The following is a 26,087-nucleotide window of genomic DNA, read 5'->3' as shown; positions in this document are numbered from 1 at the left end:
GGAACCGAGGGGCCGATACGCTTTCCGGTCAGACGTAGTGTGACGACATGCCGCTGTCACTGGGACGCATGAACGCAACCATCGAACGTCGGATGCTGATCAACTACCGGGTCGACCCGGCGCTGGCGCAGACGTGGCTACCCGACGGCTTCCGCGTGCAGGTCGTCGACGGGGTCGCGATCGCGGGAATCTGCATGATCCGGCTCGCGCGAATGGCTCCGGTGGGCGTGCCCACGGTGTTGGGATGGGGCGGAGAGAACGCCGCCGAACGTGTGGCGGTCGAATGGACCTCGTCCGATGGAACGCCGTCACGGGGCGTGTTCATCACCCGACGATTCAGCGCATCGCGGACCGCGGTGGCTCTGGGCGGACGACTGTTCCCCGGGGTGCACACGAAGGCGGCCATCACGAGCGACGAATCGCCGGAGCGGATCGCACTGCGCATGACAACACCCACCGACACCGTCGATGCCGACGTCCGGTTGTCCACGACGTTGTCGAACAGTGTTCTCGGGAGCATCGACGAGGCGTCGGAGTTCTTCCGAGCCGGCAGCACCGGTTGGTCACCGGCATCGAAGAAGGGTGACCTCGACGGGTTGCGGCTCGACACCGATGCGTGGCGGGTCGAGCCGACCACCCCGGTGCATGTGCGCGCCTCACTGTTCGACACCCTGCCCACAGGTTCCGCCGAGTTCGACAGCGTGCTCGTGATGCGAAACGTGCCCGCGGTCTGGAATCCGGTCGGCAACGCCGAGCGGGGGATCCGCGTCTGACGACCAGACCTGCACCCTTCCGAGATCGTTAGCTGCGCACTGCAAAGCATTCCCCGCCAACGGTACTCACGGTGCGTCGTGTTCGGATCCGACAACTTTTTCACCAAAACGGCCCCACGAGACATGTGACGCAGCGCACAATCCGACTACGACGGACACCTCCGGTGAGGTCCGTGGGTCACTGGTCCACCCACGACAGCCGTCGACGCGATGAACGCACACGACAGGGCCATGTGACACCTAGGACGAAACCCATGAGCAGTGTCGAGGCCACCAATTCCTCGTCGATCGCGAACACCGCGTCACGCCTGTCCAGCAACCCCGTGGTCGGGTTCGCACCGTGGATCATCTTCTGGATCGTGGCGTCCGGCCCGAGCAACTGGCTCTTCGGAGCCATCGCAGCAGCGATCGCCGCGATCATCTTGGCCGTTCCGGACATGTACCGCCGACGGCCGAAGATTCTCGACTACGGGACGATCGCGTTCTTCGTGGCGTTGATCGTCGCGGGGATCACTCTGTCGGCCAAAGACGGGGACTGGCTCGACCGCTATTCCAACCCCATCTCCACCGGCGTACTGGCCGTCATCGCCCTGGGATCACTGCTGTTCGTGCCCTTCACCGAGCAGTACGCCCGTGAGACGACCCCGCGCGAGTACTGGGACACCCCTCTGTTCAAGAAGATCAACCGCGTTCTCACCTTCATGTGGGGCGTGGTCTTCGTCATCAGCGCAGTGTGCGGGCTCATCGCGATCTGGGCGCCGAGTACCAGGGACTGGACCAGCTGGGTCATCCCGATCGTGCTACTGGTGGGCGCCATCAAATTCACCTCCCGCTACCCCGACACCGCGAAGTAGTCGTGTCCGTCGACTCCGGTATCAATCGCCCAGCGCCGGTCGACATCACGCGCCATGCGCACCTGTCGGGCGTCTTCGCCCCGCAGCGCGATGAGGTGTGGGTCGACCGCCTCGAGGTGATCGGACAGATCCCCGCAGACCTGCAGGGCAGGTACCTGCGCAACGGACCGAATCCCCGGTTCGATCCGATCGGCAGCTACGTCTACCCTCTCGACGGCGACAGCATGGTGCACTCGCTGTCGATCTCCGAGGGAGAAGCGGCGTACACGAACCGGTTCGTCCGCACCCCGATGGTGCTCGCCGAAGAGGCAGCCGGACACGCTATCTGGTCGGGCATCACCGATGGGTACACCCCGTCGGCCGAGGAGGTCGGGTCGGAGCTGGCCGGAACGATGCGTGAGTTGCCCGACATCAACGTCGTCCGTCACGGCGGCCGGTTGCTCGCCATGGCCGAATCCGACCGGCCGTACCGACTCGACCCGACGGATCTCTCGACGCTGGGCCGCGACAGTTGCGACGGCGCAATGGAGGTCGGCAGCACGGCGCACCCGAAGATCGATCCGACCACCGGCGAGATGATCGTCTTCAACTACGCATTCGAGCGCCCGTACCTCACCTGGTCGGTCGTCGGACCGGATGGCCGCACGGTACGTCCCCCGACCGGGGTGGACGGCGTGGACTCGACGCTCATGATCCACGACATGGCCCTGACCTCGCGCTACGTCGTGTTGTTCCTGTGTCCGTTGGTGTTCGACCTCGCCGCCGCCATGGCCGGGGGATCGATCCTGGACTGGCGGCCCGACGACGGCACCCGGATCGCGCTGGTCCCGCGCGACGGTTCGCCGGTGCGGTGGCTGCACGGTGACCCGTTCTGGGTGTGGCACTTCGGCAACGCGTTCGACAATCCCGACGGCACGGTCACCGTCGACTACGTGGAGTGGAGCTATCCCGGCGGCTTCGCCGAGATTGCGGATCCATCGGTAGCCAGTCTTGTACGCGCGGTGCTGCATCCCGATTCAGGGCGAATCGCCAAGACGGTCGTCAGTGACCGGAACATGGAGTTCCCGCGCGTGGACGATCGCCTTCTCACGAGAGACCACCACGTGGTGGCGAGCGTCGGGCAGGTCGACCGAGCCCCGGAAGCGACCGACGGCCTGCTGTTCCATGACATGGACCGGGGGACCGAACGGTCGTGGGACCCGGGCGTGGCGGTCGGTGAACCGATCCACATGCCCGGCGACGACCACGACTACTGGGGTGCATACGGAACCGACCCGACCGATCTGACGTCCGCGTTCTACATCCTCTCCGCCGACGACCCCGCCGCCGGCCCGCTGGCGACCATCCGGATGCCGATCCGCGTTCCTGCCGGCCTCCACGGTGTCTGGCTGGCGGACTGACCACTCGCCCCCTCACTCGACGAGGATGGCTTGCCGTGTAACGAGCCGCCGTGTCGTTTCGATGTTTCGTATGCGTCACGAACAAGTGTGGCGCGCCACGACAAGGAGCGTTCGACATGCGAACCACACGTACGACAGCAATCGCCGGAAGCGCGGTGGCTTTGGCCGCCATCGCCGCGACTGCTCTGGGCACGGGCACCGCAGCCGCGGACACCGCAGCCAACAGTCCGATCTACACCCTGGCGACCAACGGCGCCTGTGCGGGGACCTTCACCTCCGGGCTGGGCCACTATCCCGGCCAGGTCGACCTGGGTGCGCAGGGGTATCTGGTCGGAGTCGGACCCTGCAGCCTCGGCATCGATTTCGTCTTCACCAGCCGGGCAGACGGTCACGTCGCCACATTCACACGCCACCTGAGCGGACCGGGCGCCATCGGACTCGCGGGCAAGGATGTCGTCAGTCCCGGCAAATCAGGCGTCTACGACGTCACCGTGGAGCCTCGCGCACAGTTCATCGGCAAGCAGAGCTTCACGTTCGACACGACCTACCGGCCCTGATCAGCGTGTGACGGACGCCGCCGACGGATGTGCTTTGCCGAGCAGCCCCGAGAGGTCGATCATCTCCGGCTCCAGCATCGACTTTTCGCTCAGCAGACGCAGTCCGTCGGCGACAACCCAGATACGTCCGCTCGCATCGGATGCCACACGTGGGCCACTCGTGAAGATCGGTGCGGTGTGGACCACCTCCATCGTGGCCGGATCGCGGAGTTCGAGCATCCAGTACTGCCGCGTGTCGCCCGCCTCATCGGACGGGCCGATGGGCCACCGCCCGACGCAACCGGTGCGTCCACTCGGATGCGACACCGTCCACAAGAGACGGCCGGCGCCACCACCTCCGAAACGCATGTGCGGCAACCTCGTAACGGCGCCGACCGTGAGATTGTCGTGCACCTCGGCGATGTCCGACCCGGAGATGACGTGCACCGGGTCGCCACCCAGGCGGGGTCGATCGTGATTGTCCGGCAGGGCCTGCACCGGCCCGATCTCCACGTCGCCGGCCACGGAGACCCGGACCATGCGGTAGGCCATCTCACGTTCGTCGCGCCGTTTGTCGGTGACGACGACCAGGAGGAACCGGTCATGGAACCCCGTTGCGGCACTGACTGACCCGGGACAGTCGTCAATCGCCAGGGGCACGCATCCCGGGGTGTGCAGCCACCACCCGCTGTCGTGGGTACAGGTGAGCAGCGTCTCGCCGACCACCGCGGACACCGACACCGGATCGCCGGCGATCAGCCGGGGTCGGGTCTCCATCTCACAGCGATACACACCGTCGGTACCGACCACCCAGCATCCGGTGGGTGTCGCATGAACCCGGCGCGCGTGACTGCCGATGGCACCGGGTAGGACATGTTGTGTCGCAGTACCACCCGCATCCAGACGGACAACCACGGGTAGATGCGTGTCGACGGTCCACACCGTGTCGCCGGCGCAGGAGACGTCGCCGGGCACCACGTCCGGTCGCGGCGCGGGCGGCGACACGTCGTCGAGGTCGAGGTCGACCAACACACCCACCGGGACGTCGATGGAAGCCGCCTCGTCGTAGGGGGATTCGAGGTCTGCGGGGCGCTCGAAGAACCGCGGCGCGGCGTCGAGATCAGCACCGATGCTGGTCGGGAATCCTGGTGTCGGTTCCCAGTGTGGCGGGTTGTGCCCGGTTGCGCGGTACTCCACGGTGACGAGCCGGATCCGGGTCACCAGTCCGCGCACGTCCGGTGGTGACGACCCGATCTCGTAGAGACTGACGAAGCGCCCGGTCAGTTCGACGTGGCCGACACGGGGACGATCCCCTGACCACTCTGCCGTCCATCCGTCGCCGCGGAGCAGGCCGCTCCAACTGAGGTCGGCGTCGTCGGCACGTGGTGTCGTGCGGTGGGGTTCGAGAAGCGCTCGGATGACCGTCGTGCGGTCGTCACCGGGAGATTGCTCCGAGAACCGGAGCGGAAGGGAACTGATCGAACCGACGCGGGGAGGCGGGATCGCGCCGTCCTCTATGAGCAGTTCATCGACGAGCACCGTGAGGGTGCGAGGGCGCGTCATGCGCCTTTCTGCAGAGTCATGTCAGCGAAGGTACGCGCCGCACGTCGCCTACGGCAAGGGCGATGTGTTGGTGCCGGTGGTGCATGGTGGAAGCGTGGATCGAGCAACCAACCCCGCAGACAACGTGTCCGTCAGCTATCGCACCGTCGGCGACGGACCGCCCGTGGTCATGCTGCACGCGACGGCGCTGTCACAGGCCATGTGGCGCGCCTTCGGGTACGTCAACGCTCTGCGCGACTCACATCGACTGGTGCTCATCGACTTTCGTGGTCACGGCCGGAGTGACAAGCCGCACGTGTCGAGTGCCTACGCGATGGATCTACTGGTCGGTGACGTCCTCGCCGTTCTCGATGAGGAACGAATCGACAGTGCCGACGTGTTCGGCTACTCGTTGGGCTCGCGCGTCGCGCTCTCGTTGGCCACCTCGACTCCCGAGCGGGTCCGGCGGCTGGTGCTGGGCGGCACCAGCAGTCGGGTCCAGGCTGGTGCGTTCGACGCGTTGTTCTTCCCCGGGTGCGCGGCGGTACTGGCCGAGGACGGGATGGACGCGTTCATCGACCGGTGGGAGCAGCATCGGGGAACGCCCGTGGACCCGGCCACCCGAATGGCGTTCTCGGTCAACGACGCAATCGCTCTGGCGGCGTACATGCGTGAACTCGACCGCGATCCGGGCGTGCCCGATTCCGCGCTCGCGGCACTCCCCCACCCGACGCTCGCCTTCGTCGGCGCCGATGACGACACACGACTCGCCGACACCGAGCACGTGGTCGAGGCGATCCCCGACGCACGGATGCTGATCGTTCCGGGCCGCGACCATGCGACGACCCCGGCCGCATCCGAGGAGATCCTGGCCGAGGTCGCGCCGTTCCTCAGCGAGAACTGACGCCCGAACCCACCTTCGCGGTACCGAATTTCATCGACTCGGTGATCTTGTCGCGCCGGGCGTCGATGTTGTCCAGCAACACGTTCTGCCGGAAGGTCCAGGGCCGGGCCGTGGACGACTTCGGCAGCTCGTCGGCGGCGCGCTGGATGTAGCCCGACTGCAGATCGAGAGCCGGCACCTCGGGCAACGTCTGTCCGCCACGATCCGGGTAGGCGTGGGTGTAACCGTGCGAGTCCATGTAGTGGATCAGCTCGGCCACCGACTTCGCGGTCACGTCGGCTCGCAGCGTCCATGAGGCGTTGGTGTATCCCAGCGACCACGCGAAGTTCGGGACCTCTTCGAGCATGCGTCCGCGGTAGAGGAACTTCTCGTTCGGCTTGAGCTCGGTCCCGTCGATGCTCAGGTCGATGCCACCGAACGCCAGCACCTGCAGGCCGGTCGCGGTGACGACGATGTCGGCGTCGAGACGGTCGCCGGACTTCAGAACGATGCCTGCCGAGTCGAAGTGGTCGATGTGGTCGGTGACGACGTCGGCCTTGCCGGACTTGATGGCACGGAACAGGTCGGCATCCGGGATGACGCACAGACGCTGATCCCACGGGTTGTAGGAGGGGTTGAAGTGGGTGTCCACGTCGTAGCCCTCGGGGAGGATGCGAGTGGCCAGTCCGCGCAACAGCTTTCGCGCGCGATCCGGGAAGCGCCGACAGAAGAGGTAGAACCCGAGTGCGACACCTGCGTTCTTCTGGCGGATCACCCGATGAGCAAGCTTTGCGGGCAACACCTTCCGCAACCGCTGAGCGTTCTTGTCCACCAGCGGCAACACCGTGATGTAGGTGGGCGAGCGCTGCAGCATGGTCACGTGCTCGGCGTCGCGCGACATCGTCGGAATGAGGGTGATCGCGGTGGCGCCGCTGCCGATGACGACGACCTTCTTGCCCGCGTACTCGAGATCCTGCGGCCACTGCTGCGGGTGCACCACCGTCCCGCCGAACTCCTCGATGCCGGGGAAGTCCGGGGTGTAGCCGCCGTCGTAGTCGTAGTACCCGGTGCACAGGTAGAGGAAGCGCGATGAGTAGGTGACCGGGGCGCCGTCGACCGTCGCGTCCACGGTCCAGCGATCCTGGGTGCGGTCGAAGTCGGCGCGCAGCACGTGGACGCCGTGCCGGATGTTCTTGTCGATGCCGAACTCACGGGCGGTGTCGACGAGGTACTGGCGGATGTCGCCGCCGTCGGCGATGCTGCGCTCGCCCTCCCACGGACGGTAGGGGTAGCTGAGGGTGTAGATGTCGCTGTCGGAACGGACTCCGGGGTAGCGGAACAGGTCCCAGGTGCCGCCGATGTTCTCGCGACGCTCGAGGATCGCGTAGCTCAGTCCGGGATTGCGCTCGTGGACGCGGTAGGCGGCGTTGATGCCGGACAGTCCGGCCCCGATGATGAGGACATCGCGGAACTCGACTGCGGAATCACTGCGCTTCTCAGATGCTTGCGTCATTGCTCACCCTCTCGATGCGGCCGCTCCGACGGGCTGTCCACGGTCGGCCAGTTATTGACTATCTGACAATAGCGCGCTTATTGACCAAATTTCAATAGCGTGATGTCTCCGATGGTACGACGGTGTATCACCCCAGTACGAGGGCCGCGGCGACGATCGCCACGATGCCCGCGATCACCACCACGTCGAGCAGTCCCGGTCGTCGGTCGGGCCTCGACACCGAGCCGATACCACCACGGTTGTCCATCGACGCGGCGACCTCGCGGGCGTTCTGCGCGGCGAGCGCGCACGCGATCGGCATGCACGCCGACCACTGTTCGGCCCGATCGCGCACCGAACGCTGTCCCGGCGACCGTCGCTGCGCCACCGTCTGCAGCAACACCCGGAAGTCGCCGATCATGAACGGCAGCAGCCGCAGCGCGACGGTCACCGACACCGCCACCGACTGCGCCGGGACACCGATCTTGGCGGCGTAGCCGACCAGCCGCTGCGAGAACGCGGGGACCTCGACCATCGGCGTCGTCCAGCAGAACAACAGCGACACGTAGAAGGAGATGATGGTGATCGAGATCAGGATCGCCCACGTGCTCGCGCCGCCGAGGCCCAGTTCCACCCCGGCGATCGTCACGAACGGCGCGCCACCACCCATCGCGGTGACGAACCCACCGCCCAGCATCACCAGGAAGATCCACCACGGCAGACGCGGGAGCGCCGCGACGGGCACCCGTCCGGCCGCCGTCCAGGCGACCGCGATGATGACCGCAGCGGCGACGCTCACCCACGTGGGGTTGATGCCGAACATCAGCGCGAGCGCGGCGATCGCGAAGACTTTGCTCCCCACCCACAGGCGCTTCGCGGGCGACGTCCCCGGCAGCACGCGACCGACCACACCGGCCAGGGACGCGCGCGACGACCTCGCGAGTCGCACCGGGCCGGGCTCGATCTGGGGGACCTCGAGGAGTCGGTCGGCGATCGGTGTGAGCTCGTCGACGTCGTGGGTGACGACGATCAGCGTCGTCCCCGACGCCCGCACCCGGGCGAGCGCGGTCACCATCGCCACCCGGGACGGTTCGTCCAGACCCGCGAGGGGCTCGTCGAGTACGAGCACCCGCGGCCGCGCCGCGAGCAGACCGGCCAGCGCGACCCGTCGCTGCTGACCGACGCTGAGATGGTCGACGCGCTGATCGGCGATCGACCGGTCCAGGCCCATCTCGCGCAGGGACTCCACGATCACCGGGTTCGACGACGAGATCAGGCCGGCGGCGTCGGCGATGTCGTCGCGCACACGCGCCCGCACCAACGACAGCCGTGCGTACTGATGGCCGAACAGGGCGCCGGTCCTGTTGTTCTGCACCGGGACGCCGTCGAGCAGCACGACTCCCTCGTCGGGTCGCTCGATACCGGCCAACAGGCGGGCCAGTGTCGACTTGCCGGCACCGTTGGCGCCCGTGATCAGGACCGTCTGCCCCGGGGCGATGATCAGGTCCACCTGCGCGAGCACGTCGCGATGCCAGGGGGTCCCGCTGTCGTGGGCGAAACGCAGACCGCGCACGTCGATGCGCCCGCCGCCCGCCACCATCCGGCCGCGTGCCGACGACGGCGCCTCATGGGTCGTGGTGTCTCCGCCGGGGACGGCGATCGTGTGGTCGGCTCTGTCGATCTCGTCGGCGTCGTGGGTGATGTGGACGACGGTGGTGCCCGTGCCGGCCAGGCCGCGGTAGACGCTCATCAACTCGTCGCGACCGGATTTGTCGACCATCGCGGTGCTCTCGTCGCTGACCAGCAGCTGCGGGTTCCGGGCCAGGGCGCCGGCGATCGCGAGGCGTTGCAACTGGCCGCCGGACAGTCGTGCCGTCTCGGCGTCGAGGCCCACGCGGAGTCCCACCCGGTCGAGCAGGTCGGCCGCCTGCTGCGGCGTCAGATGCGGGTCACCCCAGGCGAGGTCGTCCCCCACCTGGAGACCGAGCACGCTCGTCTCGGGTCGCTGACCGATGACCGCGGTGCCACCCGGCGCGCCGAGTCCGGGGTTGCCGCGCCGGAAGACGCTGCCCATCGTGGGCCGACGGCCCGAGATCACGCTCGCGAGAGTGGACTTGCCCGCACCGTTGCGGCCGGTGACGCTGACCAGTCCCCCCACGCCGATGTCGGCGTTGATGCCGGAGATCGTCGGGGTGATCGCACCGGGATGGGTGACCGACACATCACGTAGCGACACCGGTACCGGGGCGATGAGCCCCGTCTCCTCGACGACGGAGTCGGTCACCGGTTGCCCCAGGCGTTTCATCAGCGACACCACCGGCGCCCGGACAACGACGGCGGTAGCCATCGCGGCCAGGACCACGCCGACCAGGGTGCCGACGCTGATGGTGAGCGGCCAGACGCGGAGTGCCGCGGTCACGGCGCGATCGAGCGCTTGGACATCGGTGAGCCCGGCGTTGGACAGGATCCGGGCGGTACCGCCCACGCCGTTGCGGATCTGGTCGAACATGAACTCGCGGTAGGTGCTGAACACCGCCAGCAGGCCGGTGAAGAACACCGCCGCCGGGATGCCCAGCGCGACGATCGAGACCCCGAACGTCGTCGGACCCGACCAGCGTCGCCGGATCGCGATGCCGCAGAAGACCCCCATCACCGCCGCGGAGCCCACCATGTTGGCCGTGCCGTAACCGCCGAACAGCAGGGCGACGATCCACCCGGTCACACCGGCGAGGAGACCCACGCGGAGTCGTCTGCGGGCTCCGAGCAGCGCAAACGGGATCGACGAGACCAGGATGGCGGCGCCCGCGATGGGCAGCACCCGGCTGAGCACGCAGATCGCGGCGGCGACGTCGGCGAACGCTGCCGCCTCGGCGGCCTCGATCGCGGTGATCGGTCGGCGGATGCGCTTGCGCTGCGGTTTCTGCAGCACCCGATCGGAGTCCAGGACGGAACTCATGGTCACCGTCCTCTCCGGTCGGTACTGCGAAGGTGTCCGTTCCAGGGTGCCAGAGCGACGGCATCAGGGTTCGGCACGAGATGGCGGTCACGCGACTACCTAGTCTGAGGTGGACCGATCCCCGGTCAGTTGTCCCGTGTGTCGAAGAAGAGGTGACGGCGATGCTCTCCCGCCTGCCCGGACGGGTGCCGGTGTTCCTGGCCGTGGTGCTGGTGTCCGCGATCGTCGGCGGATCGGTCTTCGCCGCCGGTGCGCCGTCGCGGCCGATCACCGCTCCCCAGACCGCCGACCCGCGCCCGGAAAAGGTCCAGTCCGCGCGCGACTCGCTGTCCGAGGCGAAGCTCCTGTTCAGCTTTCTCACCGCGGCCGTCTCCGGCGGTACCGCCACCATCACCACGCTGACGACGGGTGTCGGGCAGGTCTTCGACTCCGTCGACACCGCTCGCACCGGCGCCCAGCAGTTGGCAGGCGCGCTGCAGCAGGCCCCGTCGCTGTCGGCCGCGGGGGACGACCTGGCCCAGGCGACCACCGCCGCATCCCGGGCGTTGACGCAGGTCTCGTCGCTGTCGGGTGCGGTCGGTCCGCTCAGCGCGTTGATCGACCGGGTCGTCGCGGCGGTGCAGTCCAACGCCATCCCCGGTGCACGCCCGAGTCTCCCGGCGCTGCGGTCGTTGCAGAGCGCGGCGCGCAGTCTCACCTCGGCGACCGGCGGGGTGGCCGGTCTGCAGGGTGCGCTAGCGGGGCTGGGGCCGTCGGCGCGGTCGGCGGCGGGCAGTGTCGACGGCGTCATCGGTTCGGCCCGGCGGTCCGCCACCCAGCTCAGCGACGGGTTCGGGACACTGTCGTCGGCCCGGCCGCGCGCGGTCGAGGCGGCGAACACGCTGTCGAAGTCGTTCGGGCAGTTGACCAACGTCCTGAAGTCCATCGACGGCAACATCGCCGCGGCGCAGGCCGATCTGGGTCCGGAGTCCGCACTCACCCCGCCCGCGTCGGTGGACGCGACCGACCGCCAGGTCGTCCTCGCCCGCGACAACGCCCCGCTGATCGCGCGCTCGATCCTGTGGGCCGCGGTCGCCGGGCTGCTGACGTTGCTGGTCCTCGGGGGCGGGACGCTGATTCTCCGACACCGCGCGCGCCGAGGCGGGAGGATCGACGACGATCCCCCGGTGGACGATCCGACCGACGACGAAGGGCTGCAGCGATGAGCACCGACAGCGAGAAGAGCGCGGCCGAGCGGCCGGCGGCGTGGCGTGAGGGATGGGACGAGGGCATCGACTCGCTCTACTCCGCGACCCGCGACACTCCCCCACCCGATTCGCTGGAGTTCCCGACGCTGACCTACGAGGTGACCGGGCGCATCGCGCGGATCACGTTCAACCGGCCCAAGCAGGGCAACGCGATCACCGCCGACACCCCGCTCGATCTGGTGGCGTCGGTCGAACGTGCCGATCTCGATCCACGGGTTCACGTCATCCTGTTGTCCGGTCGGGGCAAGGGATTCTGCGGCGGTTACGACCTCGGCGCCTTCGCCGAGCGGAGCCAGCGACCCGAGGGCGACGGCCCCGACCGCGTCCGCGACACCCCGTTGGACCCGAGAGTCCAGGCGGCGAACCATGATCCGAGCGGCGTCTGGGATCCGATGATCGACTACGCCATGATGAGCCGCTACAACCGCGGCTTCGCGAGCCTGATGCACGCCAACAAGCCGGTGGTGGCCAAGCTGCACGGATTCTGCGTGGCCGGCGGCACCGACATCGCCCTGCACTGCGACCAGATCATCGCCGCGGACGACACCAAGATCGGCTATCCACCCACCCGCGTGTGGGGTGTCCCGGCCACCGGGTTGTGGGCGCACCGCATCGGGGACCAACGGGCCAAACGACTGCTGTTCACCGGCGACTGCATCACCGGCCGCCAGGCCCTGGACTGGGGACTCGCCGTCGATGCCGCCCCCGCCGAGGAGCTCGACCAACTCGTCGAGGACTACGTGGCCCGCATCGCACAGATGCCCGTCAACCAGCTGATGATGATCAAGCTGGCGCTGAACTCGGCCCTACACGCCCAGGGCATCGCCAACTCGGCGTTGATCAGCACGGTGTTCGACGGGGTGTCGCGACACAGCCGCGAGGGCTACGCCTTCCAGACCCGTTCGGCCACAGTCGGCTTCCGCCAGGCGGTCCGCGAACGCGACGAGGCCTTCGGGGACCAGAAGAAATCCTGAGGCGTCGGGTATACAACCGGGATGAGCAGCCGGAGCTATGGGGGCGAGACGTCGGCCGCGCGCGACGACCGGCGACGCCGACAGATCCTCGACGCAGGTCTGGAGATCTTCGGGTCGGTGGGCTTCCGTGCGGCGACCGTGCGCGGCGTGTGTCGCGACGCGAAGGTGGCCGATCGCTACTTCTACGACCAGTTCCCGACCCTCGAGGACCTTCTCCTCGCGGTGTACGCCGAGTGCGTCGAGACGATGATGTCGGCCGTGGTCACCGAACTGTCTGCGCTGCCGCCTGACGCCGATCCGGCGACGCTCGCCCGCCACGGACTCGACGCGTTTTTCCGCGTCACCGAGAACCCCCTGTTGGCGCGGGTGGTCTGGCTCGAGGTCCTCGGCGTCAGCCGGCGGGTCGACCAGTTGTACCTCGAGACCCTCAACCGGTTCGGCGACCTGCTCGCTTCGCAGATCCGTGTCGATCCGTCCGTCACCGACCACGACGACGAACGTCGGGTGCTGATGACATCGGCGGTGGGCGGCATCCGTCAGGTCGGTACCGCATGGCTGATCGAGGGGTACGCCACGGACCGCGCCGTGCTCGTCTCGGCCTCCACACGGATTCTGGTGGCCATCGCCGACTCCCTCCGTTGATCGCTACCGCTGCGCTAATGTGATGACGCTTGTCATCACATTGAGGAGAGTGCTTGCCTTGTCGCCGCATCAGAAGGACTGGATCGTCGTCGGTTCCGGTTTCGGTGGGAGCGTCGCGGCGCTACGCCTGACCGAGAAGGGGTACGACGTCACCGTCGTCGAGAAGGGCCGCCGCTTCGCCGACACCGACTTCGCGGCCAGCGCCTGGCAGGTGGGCAAACTGCTCTGGGCGCCGTTCGCGGGGCTGCACGGCATCATGGCGATGACTCCGTTCTCGCACGTCACGGTCATCAGCGGCGTCGGCGTCGGCGGTGGCTCGCTGGTCTACGGGAACACCCTGTACGTCCCGCACTCCGACGACTTCTACCGCCACCCCCAGTGGTCCGAGCTCGCCGACTGGCGTTCTGCGCTCGCCCCGCACTTCGACACCGCCAAACACATGCTGGGCGTCACGACCTTCGCAGGCGACGGTCCGAGCGAGACCCTGATGCACGCGATCGCCGACGACCTCGGCGTCGCGGACCGCTGCCACCCGACTGAGGTCGGAGTCTTCCTCGGCGAGCCGGGCGTCCGAGTCCCCGACCCCTATTTCAGCGGTGACGGACCCGACCGCGCCGGCTGCATCCGTTGCGGTCAGTGCATGCTCGGCTGCCGACACAACGCCAAGAACACCCTCGAGAAGAACTACCTCCACATGGCCGAGAAGCGTGGCGCACGAATCGAACCCGGCCGGACCGTCGTCGACATCACCCCGATCGGGGCGCCCGACGGGTCCGGGGGATACGCCGTGACAACGGTTCGCTCCGGCTCGATTCTGCGGCGTGACCGGCGAACGGTCACCACCGGTGGCGTGGTCATGGCGGGCGGGGCACTGGGGACGAACCTGTTGTTGCGCACCCTGCGAGATCGAGGTTCACTGCCGCGGCTGTCCGACCGGCTCGGACACCTTGTGCGAACCAACAGCGAGGCCATCGTCGCGGTCACCGCGGCCGACAAGACCGCTGACTTCCGCAGCGACATCGCCATCACGACCAGCATCCATCCGACCGATCAGATCCACTTCACCAACAACACCTACGGCCTCGGCGGTGACGCGATGGGCCTCACCTTCGGGCCGCTCACCGGGGGTCGGATGCGTCTGATGCAGTTCATCGTCGCCACGCTGACACGTCCCTTGCGGTGGCTCAGTCCCACCCGGTTGTCCGGCTGGTCGAGGCGATCGGTGGTTTTCACCATCATGCAGAGCACCGACACCGCGTTACGACTCCGACGCCGACATCGGTTCGGCCGCATCAACACCGCACTCGGTGACGGCCCGGCACCCGAGGGCGACCTGCCGATAGCACGGACGATCGCCGAGTCGGCGCTCCGTCACATGGGTGGATACGGTTCGACGGCCATCACGGAGTCGCTGCTGGCCCGACCGACGACTGCCCACATCCTCGGTGGCGCGGTGATCGCGGACGGGCCCGAACACGGTGTGGTCGATCGGTACCGACGCGCCTTCGGCTACCGCAACCTGCTCATCACCGACGGGTCCACCGTTCCCGCCAACGCCGGCGTCAACCCGAGCCTCACCATCACCGCGATGGCGGAGGAGGCGATGTCGCACGTCCCCGACAAAGCCCCCGCGGCAGCGGCCGACGCCGCCGCGACACCGGCGGGGACACGATGACGCGGCGTCGCGACCCGTGGTTGCGACCCGGCCGTCATTCGGTGGTCACCGGCGGTTCGTCCGGGCTGGGCCTGGAGATCAGCAGGCAGCTGGTGGCGCGCGGCGTCTCGGTCACCCTGCTCGCCCGCGACGAGTCCCGCTTGGCGGCGGCAGCGGAATCGCTACGGGCACGGGCTGCTTCTGGAACAGAGGTCGGGACGCTTTCGGTCGACATCGGCGACGCGGACGGAGTGGTCGGGGCGCTGGGAACGCTCGCAGGGACCCATCCCTTCGAGCTCCTGGTCAACTCAGCGGGCATCATGCGCGAGGGATACTTCGAGACCCTGCCTGCCACGGCATTCACCGAGGTCATGGACATCAACTTCCACGGCACGGTGAAAGTCATCCGTGCCGCGTTGCCGCACCTTCCCCATCCGGGCGGTCGGATCGTGACCATCGCGTCCATCGCCGGCCTCACCGGGGTCTTCGGTTACACGCCGTACTGCGCGGCGAAGCACGCACTCGTCGGCTTCACCGATGCGCTGCGTTTCGAACTCGAGCCGCAGGGACTCGAAATCCACCTGATCTGCCCAGGCGAGTTCGACTCACCACTGGTGGCCGCCCTCGACGCCACGCGCACCCCGGAGAACCGCGCGCACACGCTGACCATTCCGAAGGTCGATGTCGCCCAGATCGCGACGCAGACCCTCGACGCCGTCGACTCCGGACGTGAGCAGGTGATCCCGGGGCGGATCCCTGCTCTGATGAGCGCCGGTCGGCGACTCTTCCCGGCGACCGGTCGGATGATCGGCCGCCGAAAGATCGCCGCGGTCTACCGGGGTCCGCGGACCAGCAGACGCCCCTGACCATCGAAACGCCGGTCGGGCGACCCAGATCTCTACAGCAGATGCGTGCGCCGGTAGATCTTCTCGGCGGACGGGGTCAGCAGACCGACCTCGTCGAGGAACTGCATCAGGTGCACGCAACCGCTCCGCAACATCCGGTGCCGGTGCTCGTTCGAGAGCATCGCGCCGACGGCACGGTGTTTGTCCAGACCGGCATCGACGAACGCCTGCGGGCGAACGAGATTGAGCACGATCATCTCGGCGCCGAGGGCGACGAGCACCGCACTGGTCTCGCGGCGGAGACGTCCGACTCCGGCCATCGACCCCCGGACCTGTTCCCGTGCGAACCGCATGTGGCGGGACTCTTCCAGGACGTGGATCTCGTTGACCGTGTGGATCATCGGCAGCACCGTGTCGTCGCCGATGGACCCGCGCTGCATCACGTCGAGGATCTCCTCGGCGATCAGGATCCCCGCGTACGCGACCTCGTTCTTGGCGGTGTTCATGAAGACCTTGCCCATCCGGGCCACCCGACGCGACGGGTGGTACGACGCCCCGACCATCTTCTGCGAGGCGAGCGCGAACATGAGTGAGTGTCGGCACTCGTCGGCGACCTCGGTCATCGCGAACTGGAACTCCGACGAGTGGTAGTCGGCCGACCGCTGGTCGCGGATGATCATCTCCTGCAGCATCATCTCGAACCAGATGCCGATGGTCATGACCGACGCGAACTCGTAGCGGGTCAGACGGATCCGTTGCTCGGTGGTCAGTTCGTCCCAGTACTCGGTCCCGTAGAGCGCCGACCACTCCGGGCGACACGCGTACATCGTCGGATCCAGGGGCAGATCCCAGTCGATCTCGGCCATCGCGTTGCGCGACGATCGGGTCGAGGACTCCACCAGGCGACTCGAGACCTGGTCCATGCCCCGGTCCAGCGAACTCTGCAGCACGGTCACGCGATACTCCCACCATTGAATGTGCCATTCATCAGTGTCACTGTATACGCGATCGGAGATCGACGACAGAGCGAACGAGTCGAGGAGGGGACTCAGCCGGCCTTGCGCTCGGCGGCCTTCTTCGCGGGAGCCTTCTTCGCCGTGGTCTTCTTCGCGGCCGCCTTCTTGGCCGGGGCTTTCTTGGCAGCGGCCTTCTTCGCGGGAGCTTTGGCGGCCGGCGCCTTCTCCGACGCCTCCGACTCATCGGAACCGCCGCGGCTCTTCACCGACGCCCGCAGCGCTGCGAGCAGGTCGGCGACCTCGGAGTCCTCGTCGTCGTCGGAGTCGGCCTTCTCCGGGGTCGGGAATGCCTCGGTGCCATCGGCTTTCGCCTCGATCAGCTTCGAGAGCTCGAGCTGGTAGGTGTCCTCGTGTTCGGACGGATCGAAATCGCCGGCCATGCTGTCGATCAACGACGCGGCCATCTCGAGTTCCTGCGGCCGGATGGTCGGCTCCTCCTCGAGCGACGGGAAGTCAGCCTGCCGGACCTCGTCCGGCCAGAGCAGTGTCTGCAGGGTCATCACGTTGCCAACGACCCGCAACGCGGCCAGCCGGGTGCGGTTGCGCAGGGTGAACGTCACGACGGCCACGCGGTCGGTGTCGGCGAGGGCCTGACGCAACAACACGTAGGCCTTGGGCGACTTGGACGCCGGTTCGAGGTAGTACGGCTTGTCGTAGTAGATCGGGTCGATCTGCTCGCGCGGGACGAACCCGGTGATCGAGATCTCGGGGCTGCGTTGCACCGGCAGCTCGGCGAGGTCGGACTTCGTGAGGATCACCGTCTCGCCGCTGTCGCTCTCGTAGGCGTTGGCGATGTCGGAGAACTGGATCTCCTCATCGGTTCCCTCCCGTACCTTGCGGTATCGGATCCGGGTGCCGTCCTTCGAGTCGACCTGGTGCGAGCTGCGGTCGTGGCTCTCCGTCGCCGAATAGACCTTGACCGGTACGTTCACCAGGCCAAAGCTCAGATCGCCTTTCCAGATCGAGCGCATGGACATCATTGTGCCGACACCACGCTCCCTGCGCAGCCCCCTGTGTGCATTCCGTGACCTCCTGTTCGCCCCCGGCGCGCACGGGCGTGCACGCCGGGGTCGTCAGGTCAGACCACCGCCGATGCCGAAAGTCATCGCGGGTCGCCGACGGTCAGGCCGCGAGTCGATCGGGGGCGGGCCAGCCGTTGCACCCGATGATCGACCGGTCCGCCGCGACCAGGCGGGCCGGAAGTCCGGTCGCGGCAACCCAGTCCGCCCCCGCCGCGCCCTTGACGATGCACGCGGTGCTGACGGTGTTGGCGTCGACGCAGCGTCCGGCGACCACGGTCACGGTGCGCCACCGCTCCTCGGCCGGCAGGCCGGTGGCGGGATCGATGATGTGGTGCATAGACCGACCGCGGTGACGCCACCGAGGGTGCAGCGTGCTCGAGGTGGCCACGGCGCAGTCGCCCTGCAGGGCGATCTGGGTGCGTGGTTCGTCCGGCCCGTCGTCGATGGTCACCTGCCAACCACCCACGGGCGTCTCGCCCCGGGCGGCGATGTCGCCACCCAGGTCCACCATGACGCCGCATCCGATCTCGTCGGCGATGACGTCGGCGGCGAGATCCGCGGCGACGGCCTTCGCGGTCGCATCCAGGTCCAACGTGATGCCCTCGGGTACGACGAGCATGTCACCGTGCCTGCGGATCACGGTGTGATCGGCGGGCCCGACGTGCAGCGTGCCGTCCGCGTGGGCGGCCTGTTCCGGACGGCCCGACTCGGTCGCGAGATGCCGGTTGCGGCCGAGGGAGACCAGCGCCCGGCCCACGGTGGGGTCCACCGCGCCGTCGGATGCACGGGCGGCGTCGAGGGCCGCGTCGACGAGAGTGCACAGCGCCGGTGAGATCCGCGTCGGACGTCCGCGACGTATCGACCTGCCGTAGAGCTCGGCATCCGGACGCGACCGGCTGCATGCGCGGTCGACGTCGGCCACGATCGTGTCGACGATCGACCGTGCCTCGCCCAGTCGGTGCGGGTCGGTCACGGTCAGCGACGCCTCGAGGCCCCAGATCCGCCAGGTGCATGTGGCGGTCATCCCCGGCCCCGCTCGTCCTGTCGCCGGGTATCTCGTTCTGGAGTGCTCACGACACTCTCCCTTCTGCTGTGCGCTCCAGTGTCGAGGCCGCGGCTGTGAGGTCGCTGAGCTGCGGCTGGGAGTTGTCCGCAGCGATCAGCAGGCATCATGGGCGCGTGCCCGACACCTCCGCCGACGCCCCGGTCATCCATGTGTCTGCCGTCGTCATCACCGATACCGACGGTCGGATCCTCACCGTCCGCAAGCGCGGCACCAGCACGTTCATGCTCCCGGGAGGGAAGTTCGAGTCCGGGGAGTCGCCCGTCGACGCGGCCGTGCGGGAGAGCGCCGAGGAGGTCGGTGTGATCGTTGCCGACGCCTCGCTCGAGCTGCTGGGCCACTTCCGCGCCGACGCGGCCAACGAGCCCGACCACGTCGTCGACGCACACGTGTACGTCGTCGCGGGCAGATTCGACGCCGCAGTCGTCCTGGCCGGCGTGCCCGTGTCGGAGATCGACGAGGTCCGCTGGCTGGACCTGCGGCACGACGACGCCGGCGTACCGCTTGCGCCGCTGCTGACCGACCGCGTGTGGCCTGCCCTCACCGACCGGGGCTCCGCGACGCCGCTGTGAGTCACCGCACCGACCGCAGGCTTGTGGAACAAAGTGCCACAAGGCGGTCGTTACGCGGAGCAAGAAAGTACGGACACACACGAAGGAGCACGATGAGCAGCGAGCAGCAGACCACCCGACGGATCGTCCTGGCGGCACGGCCGCACGGCGAACCGAAGGACTCCGACGTCCGATTCGAGGAGGCTCCGCTCCCCGAGCTCGCTGACGGACAGGCGCTGCTGCAGACGCTGGACCTGTCGCTCGACCCGTACATGCGTGGACGGATGAGCTCGGCCAAGTCGTATGCCGCGCCGGTGGAGATCGACCAGACCATGGTCGGTGCGACCGTCTCCCGCGTGCTGCAGTCCACCGACTCCGCCTTCGCGCCCGGCGACATCGTCCTCGGCTACGGCGGCTGGCAGACCCATTCGGTCGAGTCCACCTCCTACCTGCGCAAGCTCGACACCAGTTCGGTGCCCGCGTCGACGGCCCTCGGGGTCCTCGGGATGCCCGGGTTCACCGCCTACTCGGGTCTGCTCACCATCGGGGCGCCGAAGGAGGGCGAGACCGTCGTGGTCGCCGCGGCCACCGGTCCCGTCGGCTCGGCCGTCGGCCAGATCGCGAAGATCAAGGGCGCCCGTGCCGTCGGCATCGCCGGTGGACCGGACAAGGTCGCCTACCTCACCGACGAGCTCGGATTCGACGCCGCCATCGACCACCGCGCCGACGACTTCGCCGACCAGCTCAAGGCGGCGGTCCCCGGTGGTATCGACGTCTACTTCGAGAACGTCGGCGGCAAGGTGTTCGACGCGGTGTTGCCGCGGATGAACACCTACGGTCGGATCCCGGTGTGCGGCCTGGTCGCCAACTACAACCTCACCGAGCTGCCCGACGGGCCCGATCGCAGCGGGGCCCTGATGGGTCAGATCCTCTCTCGGAGCCTCACCGTGCGCGGCTTCATCCAGACCGAGTTCGCGAACGACCAGTTCGACTCGTTCCTGCGCGACGCGTCGGGCTGGGTCGCCGACGGATCGCTGAAGTACCGCGAGCACGTCGTCGAGGGATTCGACAACACCCTCGACGCGTTCCGCGGCATGCTCTCGGGCAAGAACTTCGGCAAGACGGTGGTACGGATCGCCGAGTAGCGCTTCGCGTTCGGCGCTCAGCGGGTGAACACGCCGTTGCTCTCCTCGTCGTCGTAGTACTCGATCGTCATCGACGGGCCGTCGAAGGTCACCTTCGAGATCGACCCGTCCTCGGCGTTCTCGTCCCGCATCGAGTAGGTGAACTCGTTGCCACTCCAATGTGTGAGCGGGTACGTGGTGCGTCCGTCGGGTCCGAGCGAGAGCTGCAGCGTGCCACCGCGTTCGGCCACCGTCGCCGGACCGTAGTAACCGTTGGTGTACGTACCGGCGTAAGACGCCAACGGCTGCGTCGGTGTCGACGGGGCGGGTCGCGTGACGCCGACCAACGACCCGAACGGCTTGCTCTGCTCCTCGAAGGCCGGGCCGTACAGGTCGAACCAGTCCGTGCGCCGTTCGCCGTACTGGACCAGATCGGCGAACTGCATGCCGAGCGACTCCGCGGCCCCGGTCGGCGCGGCGTTGGTCAGCGTCACGATGGCGACGTCGGCGGACGGGATCACGACGAAATTCGTTCCCGCGCCGGAACTGAACGCCCCGGAGTGCGAGTACATCGTGCGGCCGTCGGCGGTGACCGACGAGTTGAACCCGTATCCGTAGAAGCCCGCACGGTCGGCGGGGCCGGCGGGCGGGTTCGACACGATCTCGGGTGAGATGGCGGGGGTCATGGACTCGGGGCTGACGATCTGGCGACCCTGATAGGTGCCGTCACCGAGCATCATCTCCAGCCAGTGCGACAGGTCGTCGACCGACGAACTGACACCACCGGCGGGTGATTGGGCGTCGGGCTCCCGCTGGAACGTGGTCGGGGCCCACTTGCCGTCGATCTTGATGTGTCCGACTGCGCGGTCGGGGCGCGAGACGAAGTCGGAGTACCGCGAACTCGTCGAGGACATCCCCAGCGGGGTGTAGATGGTGTCGGCCGACAGTGTGGCCCAGTCCTTCCCGGCCTTCGCCGCAACCGACTCCGCGGCCGCGGTGAGGCCGAAGTTGGTGTAGTCGTACGTCGCACGGAACGGCGACAGCGGGACGCTGCGCATCCGGGCCAACACATCCTGTTGCGAGTAGCCGATCGACTCGAGCTTGTCGCCGGCGTGTTCGGGCAGACCCGAACGGTGCGAGTACATGTCGGCGACGGTGACGTGGGTCGTGACCCACGGGTCCGACAGCGTGAACGACGGGAGATTGGCCACGACCGGGGTATCCCAGGTGATGGCCTTCTTCGTGACCTCGGCGGCGACCACCGACGACCCGATCGACTTCGACACCGAGGCCAGCTGGAAGACGGTGTCGGCGTCGACCTTGGCACCGGTCGCCATGTTCGCGACCCCGAACCCTTTGGCGTAGACCTGTTTGTCCCCGTGCACCACGGCCACCGCCATGCCGGGGGTGCCGGTCGCGCGCATCAGTTCGTCGACCATGCCGTCGATCTGACCGACCGCCTTGTCGATGGCGCCGGGGTCGATCGGGTTGGCGGCCGCGGCGTTCACGTCGGCGGCGTCGGACGCGCTCGACGCGGCCGGACCCGATGACGACCCGGAATCGCATGCGGCGCCGAGGGCACACACGGCGACCAAGGATATGGCGGTGGTCCACGCACGCTTCTGTCGATGTCCGTCACGACGCATGTCCACAGATGCACGCATTGTTCGTCTCCGCTCGACGCGCCGCCCTCGTCGGCGGCTGTGCTGGTCGGAGCGTAAACCCACTGATCAGCGTCGTGGGCCGACTACGACATATGCGACATCGTTGATGAGGCTTAGCGACTGCGGAATTCGCCCGGGGTTACGGTCGGACCATGAGCAATCTGACATTCTCCGATTCGATCGTCATCGATGCGACTCCAGACGCGCTGTACGCGTTGGTCTCCGACGTCACCCGCACCGGGGAGTGGAGTCCGATCTGTGCGGCGTGCTGGTGGGACGACGGTCAGGGTCCCGAGGTGGGCGCGTGGTTCACCGGACGCAACGAAACCCCCGATCGGACCTGGGAGACCCGATCGGAGGTCGTCGCGGCGACTCCCGGCGAGGAGTTCGCCTGGAAGGTGGGCGGCAAGTACAGCCGGTGGGGCTACACACTCGCACCCGTGGACGGCGGTACCCGACTGACCGAGTCGTGGCACTTCACGGACGACGGAATCGCGTACTTCCACGAGAAGTACGGCGACGAGGCGGACGCGCAGATCCAGAACCGGATCGATGCCGCGCACAGCGGGATCCCCAAGACGCTGGCCCGCATCAAGGGGATCGCCGAGCGCGACTGAGGGAGCCTCGGTCAGCTCGCGACGCGACGCGCGAGGGTGCTCGCGAGTCCCGAGGCGATCTGTGTCGGACGCTGCTGCTCACCCTGCTGTGCGCCGAGCACCACGATGGTTCCGGTCAGCACGGGGAGCGCCCACTGCAGGTAGCGGAGCTGCTTCTGCGCGTTGGCGACCTCCGGCGGGGTCGACGGTGCGGGATCGGTCGCGCCGTGAACGGGCGATCCGTCACCCTGTGCCGTCTTCGCACCCAGCACACCGCTGTACAGGGTCGCGCCCAGCGCCGCCCCGGTCACGACCAGCTTGGTGACGGTGTTGGAGCGCACACCGGCCTGGTGCACTGCCCGACCGCGGTTGTCGTAGAGGACGATGGCGCCGCCGACGACGTGGGCGGCGATGGCCGCGGCGTTGGCCGGCGACCACTTGGCCCACCCCACAGCCGCGACCCGGGCGCGGTCCTTGGGATCGCGGACCGCTGCGGCCGCGCCGTTGACGCCCAGGGCGCCCATCAGCGAACCGCCGAACCAGGCTGCGGCACCGAGATCATGGAGTGAGCGGGCGGTGGTGATACGTACGGACATGGGTGTCCTCTCGGGACGTGCCGCACGGCCATCGGCCTAACCGACGGGCGGCGACGAGAGCGACGACATCGCGTCGTCGGGAGACGATGGAATGTGTTGTCGCTTCGGGTGAATCCGCGACCGGTGATTCCCGGAGCGGGTGGACGAACAGAAGTTCTGTCGACCCGGCTGACTTCAGGAGCAACCACTCCACCGTAGACCGAAATCGCCAGACGGGGGGCGCGGCGGTACGTGACCCGTGACGGGGACTGCCGCGGCTGGGACACTGGACGCATGGCCGGTGACTCGATCGACGTCGACGGGCGGCTCGTCGCCGTCACCCACCTCGACAAGGTCATCTATCCCGAGACGGGGACCCGCAAGTACGAGGTGATCGATTACTACAACCGCGTCGCCGACGTGATGCTGCCGCATCTGTGGCGACGCCCCATCACCCGCAAGCGGTGGCCCGACGGGGTTGCGAAACAACCGTTCTTCGAGAAGAACCTTCCCGACAGTGCACCGAGTTGGATCGAGCGGCGGTCGATCGAGCACAGCGATCGCGAGGCGACCTATCCGGTGGCGGCGTCGCGCGCCGACCTGGTGTGGCTCGGGCAGCAGGCGGCACTCGAACTGCATGTGCCGCAATGGACGTTCCCGCCTGACGCCACCGAGGTCACGATGGCGAAGGCGGACCGCCGCGCGAACCGTCTCGTGCTCGACCTCGACCCTGGCCCCGACGTCGCGCTGTCGCAGTGCGCGGAGATCGCGCTGCTCGTGCGCGATCTGTTGGCGAGCGCGGGACTGGAGTCCTACCCGGTGACCAGTGGCAGCAAGGGAATTCACGTCTACGCCCCGTTGCCCAGGGCGGTGTCGTCGGACGGCGCGCGGGCCGTCGCGAAGCAGATCGCGACCGCGCTGGCGGCCGAGCGACCCGACGATGTCACCGCCTCCATGAGCAAGGCGTTACGCCCGGGCAAGGTGTTCATCGACTGGAGCCAGAACAGCGGTTCCAAGACGACGTTGTCGCCGTATTCGCTGCGCGGTCGGGAACGCCCGTGGGCGGCGGCTCCGCGTTTCTGGGACGAGTTGACCGACAGCGACATCCGTCAGCTCGACTTCACCGAGGTGCTCGAGCGCATCGACACCCACGGCGACATCCTCGCCGGACTCGACGACGCCATCGACGCCCCGGAGGCGCCGCCGGCCGCCGCCGCCGAGGGTGAACGGGAGGTCGTCGACCTGGGCGAGTACCGCCGCAAGCGGGACGAGGCGAAGACCCCGGAGCCGTTCGGCGACACCGCGCACACGACTGCCGCGGCGACCGCCGAGCCCGCAGCGCCGATCTTCGTCATCCAGGAGCACCACGCCCGTCGCCTGCACTACGACTTCCGGCTCGAACGCGACGGGGTCCTGGTGTCGTGGGCCGTTCCGAAGAACCTGCCGCTCGACGGCGACCAGAACCGGCTCGCGGTACACACCGAGGATCACCCGCTCGACTACGCGACGTTCGCCGGTGACATCCCGTCCGGCGAGTACGGCGGTGGCCACGTCGAGATCTGGGATCACGGCACCTACGAGACCGAGAAGTGGCGTGACAACGAGGTGATCGTGCGGTTGCACGGCGAACGCATCCAGGGTCGTTACGCCCTGATCAAGACCGGCGACAAGAACTGGCTCGCCCACCTCATGTCGGACGAGCCGCGACCGATCCTGCCCGACAGCCTGCGCGATCCCCGACCGATGCTCGCCACCGAGGACCCCGTCGAGAAGCTCGATCCGACCACGTGGGCGTTCGAGGGCAAGTGGGACGGCTACCGCATCCTGCTCGAGTACACCCGGGGCGAGCTACGACTGCGCAGCCGGTCCGGGATCGACATGACCAAGGACTTCCCGCAACTGCACTCCGTCGCCGACGACCTCGGGCTCATCGACGCGGTGCTCGACGGCGAGGTCGTGGCCGTGGACAGCAACGGCCGCACCAACTTCACACTGTTGGCGAGCCGCGCACACACCGACGAGAAGTTCGACATCAAGCTGCTCCTGTTCGACGTGCTCTACCTCAACGGGTCGTCGTTGATCCGGATGCCGTGGGAGGACCGCCGCGCCCTGCTCGACGAGCTCGCGCCGGTCTTCGCGTCCAACCCGGCGATCGAGGTGCCACCGCTGCTGGCCGGTTCCGGGGTCGAGGCGGTGGCCCAGAGTCGGGAGAAGGGCTGGGAGGGGGTCGTGGCCAAGCGCCGCGACTCGGTCTACCAGCAGGGACGACGTTCGCAGACGTGGCTCAAACAGAAGAACTGGAGCGACATCGAGGTCGTCGTCGGCGGGTGGCGCCCGGGGAAGGGCAACCGCGCCAACACCATCGGCTCCCTATTGGTCGGCCTGCCCGAGGAGACGGGGCTGCGCTACGTCGGGCGGGTCGGCACCGGACTGACCGACAAGCAGCTGACCGCACTCGCGGCGGAACTCCTCCCGCTCAAGCGGAAGACGTCGCCGTTCGTCGATCGGCTCGATCGGCCGGTCGAGCACGACGCGGTGTGGGTGCTGCCGAAGGTGGTCGCCGAGGTGCGCTTCATGGACTGGACCAGCACCGGTCACCTCCGCCACCCGAGCTGGCGGGGCATCCGCAGGGACAAATTGCCGGGGGATCTGTGATCATTGATCTTCACGCAGGAGTC

The 26,087-nt window shown here is 67.9% G+C and carries 22 protein-coding genes; 14 read left to right on the top strand and 8 right to left on the bottom strand.

All coding sequences use genetic code 11. The features are described from left to right. Positions 1 to 47 precede the first annotated feature (47 nt). From IEV93_RS06545 to IEV93_RS06530, 4 genes are all read left to right on the top strand, one after another. Entirely contained in the window at positions 48 to 773 is a 726-nt protein-coding gene (locus tag IEV93_RS06545; protein ID WP_188488044.1) for a DUF2071 domain-containing protein, read from the top strand. Between the two features lie 254 nt (positions 774 to 1,027). Beyond that, positions 1,028 to 1,627 (top strand): DUF3159 domain-containing protein, encoded by a 600-nt coding sequence (locus IEV93_RS06540; RefSeq protein WP_229704930.1) that lies wholly within the window; start codon positions 1,028 to 1,030, stop codon positions 1,625 to 1,627. Between the two features lie 2 nt (positions 1,628 to 1,629). Then, positions 1,630 to 3,027: a carotenoid oxygenase family protein gene (locus IEV93_RS06535; protein WP_188488042.1), complete on the top strand. Its 1,398-nt coding sequence runs from the start codon at positions 1,630 to 1,632 to the stop codon at positions 3,025 to 3,027. A 116-nt stretch (positions 3,028 to 3,143) separates the two neighbouring features. Continuing rightward, positions 3,144 to 3,584, top strand: coding sequence for a hypothetical protein (locus IEV93_RS06530; RefSeq protein WP_188488040.1), 441 nt, complete (start codon positions 3,144 to 3,146; stop codon positions 3,582 to 3,584). Here the strand turns inward: IEV93_RS06530 and IEV93_RS06525 are convergent, their stop codons facing one another. After that, positions 3,585 to 5,126: a hypothetical protein gene (locus IEV93_RS06525; RefSeq protein WP_188488038.1), complete on the bottom strand. Its 1,542-nt coding sequence runs from the start codon at positions 5,124 to 5,126 to the stop codon at positions 3,585 to 3,587. A gap of 94 nt (positions 5,127 to 5,220) precedes the next feature. Between IEV93_RS06525 and IEV93_RS06520 the strand changes: the two genes are divergently transcribed. Beyond that, positions 5,221 to 6,009 (top strand): alpha/beta fold hydrolase, encoded by a 789-nt coding sequence (locus tag IEV93_RS06520; protein ID WP_229704929.1) that lies wholly within the window; start codon positions 5,221 to 5,223, stop codon positions 6,007 to 6,009. Here the strand turns inward: IEV93_RS06520 and IEV93_RS06515 are convergent. Continuing rightward, entirely contained in the window at positions 5,996 to 7,501 is a 1,506-nt protein-coding gene (locus tag IEV93_RS06515) for a flavin-containing monooxygenase (protein WP_188488034.1), read from the bottom strand. The two genes, IEV93_RS06520 and IEV93_RS06515, sit on opposite strands and share 14 nt — an antisense overlap. 127 nt (positions 7,502 to 7,628) lie before the next feature. Further along, positions 7,629 to 10,436 (bottom strand): ATP-binding cassette domain-containing protein, encoded by a 2,808-nt coding sequence (locus IEV93_RS06510; protein ID WP_188488032.1) that lies wholly within the window; start codon positions 10,434 to 10,436, stop codon positions 7,629 to 7,631. A gap of 161 nt (positions 10,437 to 10,597) precedes the next feature. Here IEV93_RS06510 and IEV93_RS06505 point away from each other — a divergent pair, with 161 nt between their 5' ends. From IEV93_RS06505 to IEV93_RS06485, 5 genes are read left to right on the top strand one after another with little or no spacing between them, the layout of a single operon-like run. After that, the gene (locus IEV93_RS06505) at positions 10,598 to 11,641 is read left to right on the top strand and encodes a hypothetical protein (protein ID WP_188488030.1); all 1,044 of its coding nucleotides are present in this window, start codon (positions 10,598 to 10,600) and stop codon (positions 11,639 to 11,641) included. Further along, positions 11,638 to 12,657: a crotonase/enoyl-CoA hydratase family protein gene (locus IEV93_RS06500; RefSeq protein WP_188488028.1), complete on the top strand. Its 1,020-nt coding sequence runs from the start codon at positions 11,638 to 11,640 to the stop codon at positions 12,655 to 12,657. Before IEV93_RS06505 ends, IEV93_RS06500 begins: the two co-directional genes overlap by 4 nt. A gap of 21 nt (positions 12,658 to 12,678) precedes the next feature. Beyond that, complete coding sequence (locus tag IEV93_RS06495) at positions 12,679 to 13,299, top strand: TetR/AcrR family transcriptional regulator (protein WP_188488025.1); 621 nt, start codon at positions 12,679 to 12,681, stop codon at positions 13,297 to 13,299. A 58-nt stretch (positions 13,300 to 13,357) separates the two neighbouring features. Then, entirely contained in the window at positions 13,358 to 14,974 is a 1,617-nt protein-coding gene (locus tag IEV93_RS06490; RefSeq protein WP_229704928.1) for an FAD-dependent oxidoreductase, read from the top strand. Beyond that, complete coding sequence (locus tag IEV93_RS06485; RefSeq protein ID WP_188488021.1) at positions 14,971 to 15,819, top strand: SDR family NAD(P)-dependent oxidoreductase; 849 nt, start codon at positions 14,971 to 14,973, stop codon at positions 15,817 to 15,819. The genes IEV93_RS06490 and IEV93_RS06485 overlap by 4 nt, the downstream gene beginning before the upstream one ends. Before the next feature lie 32 nt (positions 15,820 to 15,851). Here the strand turns inward: IEV93_RS06485 and IEV93_RS06480 are convergent, their stop codons facing one another. The 3 genes from IEV93_RS06480 to IEV93_RS06470 all read right to left on the bottom strand — a co-directional run bounded on the left by IEV93_RS06480 (position 15,852) and on the right by IEV93_RS06470 (position 18,860). Continuing rightward, the gene (locus IEV93_RS06480; protein WP_188490415.1) at positions 15,852 to 16,721 is read right to left on the bottom strand and encodes an AurF N-oxygenase family protein; all 870 of its coding nucleotides are present in this window, start codon (positions 16,719 to 16,721) and stop codon (positions 15,852 to 15,854) included. 125 nt (positions 16,722 to 16,846) lie between these two features. Next, positions 16,847 to 17,785 carry a non-homologous end joining protein Ku gene (gene ku / locus IEV93_RS06475; protein ID WP_188488019.1) on the bottom strand — a complete coding sequence of 313 codons (939 nt, stop codon included), beginning with the start codon at positions 17,783 to 17,785 and terminating at the stop codon, positions 16,847 to 16,849. Positions 17,786 to 17,936: 151 nt separating this feature from the next. Next, on the bottom strand, positions 17,937 to 18,860 hold the full coding sequence (locus IEV93_RS06470; protein ID WP_188488017.1) for an FAD:protein FMN transferase: 924 nt from the start codon (positions 18,858 to 18,860) through the stop codon (positions 17,937 to 17,939). Between the two features lie 155 nt (positions 18,861 to 19,015). On the opposite strand from IEV93_RS06470, the gene IEV93_RS06465 reads away from it, so the two are divergent. Beyond that, positions 19,016 to 19,471 (top strand): NUDIX hydrolase, encoded by a 456-nt coding sequence (locus IEV93_RS06465; RefSeq protein ID WP_229704927.1) that lies wholly within the window; start codon positions 19,016 to 19,018, stop codon positions 19,469 to 19,471. Positions 19,472 to 19,563: 92 nt separating this feature from the next. Beyond that, entirely contained in the window at positions 19,564 to 20,595 is a 1,032-nt protein-coding gene (gene curA, locus IEV93_RS06460; RefSeq protein WP_188488013.1) for an NADPH-dependent curcumin/dihydrocurcumin reductase, read from the top strand. Positions 20,596 to 20,612: 17 nt separating this feature from the next. On the opposite strand, the gene IEV93_RS06455 is transcribed toward curA, so the two are convergent. Further along, the gene (locus IEV93_RS06455; protein ID WP_229704925.1) at positions 20,613 to 22,238 is read right to left on the bottom strand and encodes a serine hydrolase; all 1,626 of its coding nucleotides are present in this window, start codon (positions 22,236 to 22,238) and stop codon (positions 20,613 to 20,615) included. 152 nt (positions 22,239 to 22,390) lie between these two features. Between IEV93_RS06455 and IEV93_RS06450 the strand changes: the two genes are divergently transcribed. Further along, positions 22,391 to 22,855: an SRPBCC family protein gene (locus IEV93_RS06450; RefSeq protein WP_188488011.1), complete on the top strand. Its 465-nt coding sequence runs from the start codon at positions 22,391 to 22,393 to the stop codon at positions 22,853 to 22,855. Between the two features lie 11 nt (positions 22,856 to 22,866). On the opposite strand, the gene IEV93_RS06445 is transcribed toward IEV93_RS06450, so the two are convergent. Further along, positions 22,867 to 23,430, bottom strand: coding sequence for a hypothetical protein (locus tag IEV93_RS06445; protein ID WP_188488009.1), 564 nt, complete (start codon positions 23,428 to 23,430; stop codon positions 22,867 to 22,869). Positions 23,431 to 23,703: 273 nt separating this feature from the next. Between IEV93_RS06445 and IEV93_RS06440 the strand changes: the two genes are divergently transcribed. Then, positions 23,704 to 26,064, top strand: coding sequence for an ATP-dependent DNA ligase (locus tag IEV93_RS06440; RefSeq protein WP_188488007.1), 2,361 nt, complete (start codon positions 23,704 to 23,706; stop codon positions 26,062 to 26,064). Positions 26,065 to 26,087: the final 23 nt, after the last annotated feature.

Source organism: Williamsia phyllosphaerae, from assembly GCF_014635305.1.
GTDB classification, from domain to species: Bacteria; Actinomycetota; Actinomycetes; order Mycobacteriales; family Mycobacteriaceae; genus Williamsia_A; species Williamsia_A phyllosphaerae.
The sequence above is the reverse complement of the archived record's forward strand: the minus strand, read 5'-3'. Positions and strand labels throughout refer to the sequence as shown.